Annotated in this window: 10 protein-coding genes; all 10 read right to left on the reverse strand. The window is 36.6% G+C overall.

Translation table 11 applies throughout. From position 1 onward, the window contains the following. Positions 1 to 198 (reverse strand): hypothetical protein (locus ABFC98_03095; protein MEN6445013.1); only part of this gene is annotated, 198 nt, incomplete at its 3' end. After that, positions 179 to 415: a hypothetical protein gene (locus ABFC98_03100; GenBank protein MEN6445014.1), complete on the reverse strand. Its 237-nt coding sequence runs from the start codon at positions 413 to 415 to the stop codon at positions 179 to 181. The genes ABFC98_03095 and ABFC98_03100, both read right to left, overlap by 20 nt. Beyond that, positions 408 to 836, reverse strand: coding sequence for a hypothetical protein (locus ABFC98_03105; protein MEN6445015.1), 429 nt, complete (start codon positions 834 to 836; stop codon positions 408 to 410). The genes ABFC98_03100 and ABFC98_03105 overlap by 8 nt, the downstream gene beginning before the upstream one ends. Next, positions 820 to 1,101, reverse strand: a complete 282-nt coding sequence (locus tag ABFC98_03110; protein ID MEN6445016.1) for a hypothetical protein — start codon at positions 1,099 to 1,101, stop codon at positions 820 to 822. The genes ABFC98_03105 and ABFC98_03110 overlap by 17 nt, the downstream gene beginning before the upstream one ends. A 162-nt stretch (positions 1,102 to 1,263) precedes the next feature. Beyond that, positions 1,264 to 1,593, reverse strand: a complete 330-nt coding sequence (locus ABFC98_03115; GenBank protein ID MEN6445017.1) for a hypothetical protein — start codon at positions 1,591 to 1,593, stop codon at positions 1,264 to 1,266. Between the two features lie 17 nt (positions 1,594 to 1,610). Beyond that, positions 1,611 to 2,012 (reverse strand): hypothetical protein, encoded by a 402-nt coding sequence (locus ABFC98_03120; protein MEN6445018.1) that lies wholly within the window; start codon positions 2,010 to 2,012, stop codon positions 1,611 to 1,613. 167 nt (positions 2,013 to 2,179) lie between these two features. Further along, on the reverse strand, positions 2,180 to 2,506 hold the full coding sequence (locus ABFC98_03125) for a hypothetical protein (GenBank protein ID MEN6445019.1): 327 nt from the start codon (positions 2,504 to 2,506) through the stop codon (positions 2,180 to 2,182). Next, entirely contained in the window at positions 2,507 to 2,899 is a 393-nt protein-coding gene (locus ABFC98_03130) for a hypothetical protein (protein ID MEN6445020.1), read from the reverse strand. Further along, positions 2,886 to 3,314, reverse strand: coding sequence for a hypothetical protein (locus tag ABFC98_03135; GenBank protein MEN6445021.1), 429 nt, complete (start codon positions 3,312 to 3,314; stop codon positions 2,886 to 2,888). Before ABFC98_03135 ends, ABFC98_03130 begins: the two co-directional genes overlap by 14 nt. A gap of 9 nt (positions 3,315 to 3,323) precedes the next feature. Beyond that, positions 3,324 to 3,567, reverse strand: a 244-nt coding sequence (locus ABFC98_03140; GenBank protein MEN6445022.1) for a hypothetical protein, incomplete at its 5' end; no start/stop codon positions are given.

Consider the following 3,567-nt stretch of genomic DNA (forward strand, 5'->3'; position numbering starts at 1 on the left):
AGTTACAAATAGCGGATCAGCTTTTGCTAACAAAAGACGCATCCCCTCATCGCCTAATGATGAATCTGAAATATCTAGTGAAGATGGCATCGGTATAATCTTATTGAAATCAACTGCTTCAGTATCATTTTTTAAAAAGTTAAGAACTTCTACAATGTGATCTTTTATTACAAGTTTATTAGTAATATAGTTTGGCATTTTCTTCTCCTTTAAAAATCACTTTCATCCTCTTTTTTATAAAGTTAAGCGCCCTTCCATCTCCATACCGCTTTAATTGCCAGAACCGTTTTAAAAGCCACGAAAGCTCATCTCTTAATGGCTCATAACCATAGACCTTACCATTGATTGCCAGGAATAGTATTTTTCGTCCTGCAAAAAACTCAGTTCTTACGAACCTCACCAAAACCTTATTCACTTTCCTGATTCCTCTTTTCACACGCCTCTTGGGCTGCCTCGAAAGTAGAATACAACAAGTCAGCATAGTGTAATGTTCCGCTCTTAATCCCTGTTTCCTCCAGCATATACTGCTCAATATACTCATATTTTTGAGGACCATAGTTATCGAAAATACCACCTGGAGAGTAACCTTCGGACTCACCTGTTATTTCGACACGAACCTGCCCAATTGTGTAAGGACCGACAACTTCCCAGACAGTTTTATTACCAGCATAAAGATAGCCCTTACGATGGCACATTGGGCAGAAATAATCATTACAATCTTCACCTAAAATAATGCCTTTGCCAGCACAACAAGGACAAGTGCTAGTTAATTGTTTTGCCGTTCTCGTTAAAGTGTAAACTTTATCACCATTACTGAACTTAGTCTTGATTTCCATTTTTAGCCTCCTCCAAAATGATTAAAGCAGCTTCTTTGGCTGGTCTATGTCCATGGCAAGGACAACAAATCACCAGATCGTACCAAATTCTAAAGCATAACTTATTACATTCGTTCTTACTAGCCATTTGATCACTTTTAGTCATAGGACAAAAACTACTTTCTCCTATTTGATCTACCCACCATTTTACCCTTTCAACTAAATCTTTATCTTTTGCTATTTCTTTCAGAACCATTAACTGTTCGTCATTAAAAAGCTCTTTCATATCGTCTCCTTCCAGAACTCTTTTGTGCCATCACCTATTTTATAGAAAATAAAAGCCATGACAATGGCAATAAAGGCCCAAAAGGGCTTGTTTTCGACTAAACCTAGCCCCAGGAAAAAGCAAATTACTGAAAACCAGTAAAATATCTTCATGTTACCTACCTTAAAAAACTTCCAGATAATCTTTGTGTCCACAAGCCATACAAACTAACTGATTCTCCGAAACCTTGCCGCACCAGTTACACTTGGCTTTTCCTGGGCGAACATCATCAATCACTTCTTCAACCAGATTTTGCATAATCCTCAGCCCCTTTTCAGCCACTCCAGGAATGGGAACTGTATTGAACTGATTTTTGAAAAGATACTCAGTTTCAACTTCAATGGTTTTGCCAGCAATTTTTTCAAGAATGTCTGCCCAATGCCAATCAATAGGAAAAGGCTTTAAAGAACTAATATAAATTGCCTTGGCATCCTTTCTGATTTTAATTTTCATTTTTGCCTCCTTATTACCTAGCCAACATTAAAATAAGTCCCATCAAGCAACTTCTTCACATCCTCATTATTTTTGCTCATTAAAGCAACTCCTTTAAGAACGTAATCTACATGACCATCTTCTCCATAATCACTAAACACTTCCACTAGTACCAACTTGTCTTCAAGCATGATACCTGCATAAGCTTTTCCTCGTAGACTGCGCAATTCATTGTAAGTGACAGCTTTTCCTTCTACTTGATAGAGGTCTATGTCATATATACGCCCATAATAGGTATGTGTTTGAGGCGTTCCATTCATAATTGTTTCATAAGGAACTGGAAAAGATTGAAAGTAATGCGGCGCAAGCAAAGCAATGTCTGCAAAGCTATTTTTATTTACTATCAGATTAGCTTCTTTTATAGAATTATAAATAGTCATTTTTGCCTCCTATGCTACTACGTCCTTCATATACTCGCCTACTGGCGTCACCACCGTGTGCCCAAGAAAACAGTGAACTTGATATACGAAAATAGGCATTATACCTTCTTTGCGAAGGTAATAATTGTCAATAACAATCTTGCCTTCAAAATAAATCACAACAGGTCTTACTTGTGACCAGTTTTGAAGTGATTTATCAAGTCTATACATTTGCGCCTCAACTGCATTTCTTCTTCAGTAAAGTCAGCAGGACGTATTGATGGATCTACTAAACGAGTTTTCTCAACATGGAATTTTTTAAACTCCTTAACGAAAGCCCTTGCGATTTGGCGAGTAGGAAAGCCTTTTGCCACACTATAGCCATTAGGCACGAAAGTAACTGCCCAATCATCTGACTTTTTGTCTCCACACCAAGTCCTATGAATAGCATAAAGCTCACAGGATTCAGCCTTGATAACTTTTTCACCTTCTGTTGTCATTATTTTGAGTTCCATTTAGCACCTCTCTTTAGCAAGCCCAATGACTTTGATTTTTCTGCAAAGAAATGAGTTGGCTGGAACGATATAATTTTGTTGACCTACAGGCACTAAGGTTTTCTTATAAGTTGCTAGTTTGAAGACATCACCATATAGATGGTGAAGATTACTAACCACTTTAGTTACAGGCTTTATAGGTGCTAAAGTCTCAATTTCTAAAATATAGAACTGTCCTCCATATCTTAAAGCATCATCATAGCGTTTAAAAATAAAAATACCGATAGTTCCTTGTAGAGCTATGATTATTTCTCCTTGATGATAGGTTAAAAGTAATGTATCATTCTGACCTAATCCAGCCCCATTTGACACGTAAAAATTATTTGACTTTTCAAAAACTTTATAAGCTCTCATCAGTGCCTCCTTTGATCAACTTACCCACACGTATTTTTTGACAAACTTTTGTTCCATGAGGAATAGTATAACTCATATATGGAGTTGGGCTGACTAACTTTTGGTGATATACTAATCTATTAAATATAAAACCTTGAAGGTAATATATCTCTTCAATAAATTTTTTAGGTGAAAAAGTATTAGAAAGTGTTTTAACTTCAAAAAGTCCATAATTCTTAGCATCAAGGTTACGCTCGTTATAACACGAAAGAGCATCTTGCAAATCGGTAAAAATGAATATTCCAACAGTGCCTTCCCAGGCAACAGTTATTTCTCCTTCTTTATATTCCAAAACTAAGGCATGACCCTCTTCAAGTCCACTTCCACAGGAGATATACTTTCCATTCGACTTTTTGACTATTTTATAGGCTTTCATTTTTCCTCCTTATCTAACCAACTGTCCATTTTTAATGGTTAACTCAGAAATGTGGCCACAATAACTAAAGATAGCGCCGTACATTATTTGTTTAAGTTCCTCTTTAGTCACCTGCACACCTGCGCTAGTAATTTTTACTGCATCTGACCAAAAATGGGGAAGGTTGTCCTTAGTAAAAGGGTCAACTAAGGAATAATGGTCCCCATCAACCGTCAACAATATAAATAATCTACCATCTAATGAGAAAACATCC

The organism is Candidatus Cloacimonas sp. (assembly GCA_039680785.1).
GTDB lineage: Bacteria > Cloacimonadota > Cloacimonadia > Cloacimonadales > Cloacimonadaceae > Cloacimonas.